This window comes from Vibrio sp. 2134-1, from assembly GCF_033339495.1.
Genome location: NZ_JAWOUS010000617.1, coordinates 1 through 617, shown reverse-complemented (window position 1 = coordinate 617; position 617 = coordinate 1). Strand labels below are relative to the sequence as shown.

General features: G+C 49.3%; 1 protein-coding gene. It reads right to left on the bottom strand.

Features of this window, described 5'->3' with window-relative positions; translation table 11 throughout:
* Positions 1-617, bottom strand: a 617-nt coding sequence (locus R7R78_RS27565; protein ID WP_225474788.1) for an SLC13 family permease, incomplete at both ends; no start/stop codon positions are given.

Here is a 617-nt window from a genome sequence, read left to right as displayed (position 1 = left end):
ATTGCATTTGGTGGCGTTGCAACTGGCAACATGAAGGCACAAGATGCGGCTACCGCGATAAGCGCTGACAGAATCACTGGTGATAGACCAAGTGCTTCGGCAATGGTCGCGAACACTGGGACCAGTAGCGCAGCACTTGCTGTGTTACTTGCAAACTCAGTCAAGAAGACGACAAAGGCAACCACAGAAAGGATAGTGAGTAATACACCTGCTTGCTCAAGGAAGCCAGTTAGGCTGTGCGCTAGGAAACCGCTGGTGCCTGTCGCTTTTAGAACGTTACTCAAGCAGATACCGCCGCCGAACAGGATCAGAACACCCCAGTCTGTTGTCTTTTCAATGTCCTTCCATTCGACTGCTCGAGATGCGCCTAGCAGCAAGATGGCACCAATCGCAACCAAGGTGTCGAATTTTGCAAAACCGCCAAGCATGGTGTTGATCGGCTTGCTGAAAATCCACAAAGTGACGGTAAGTAAGAAGATTGCCAGTGTGACCATTTTGCCGTTCGTCCACTCAACAGGTTTGTGGTCAAGTTCAAACTTGTGGCTCAAATCTGGCTTGGTCATGGTGTACAGAACCAAAATCGCAATTGGCATCAAAATCAAAGAGATTGGCAGACC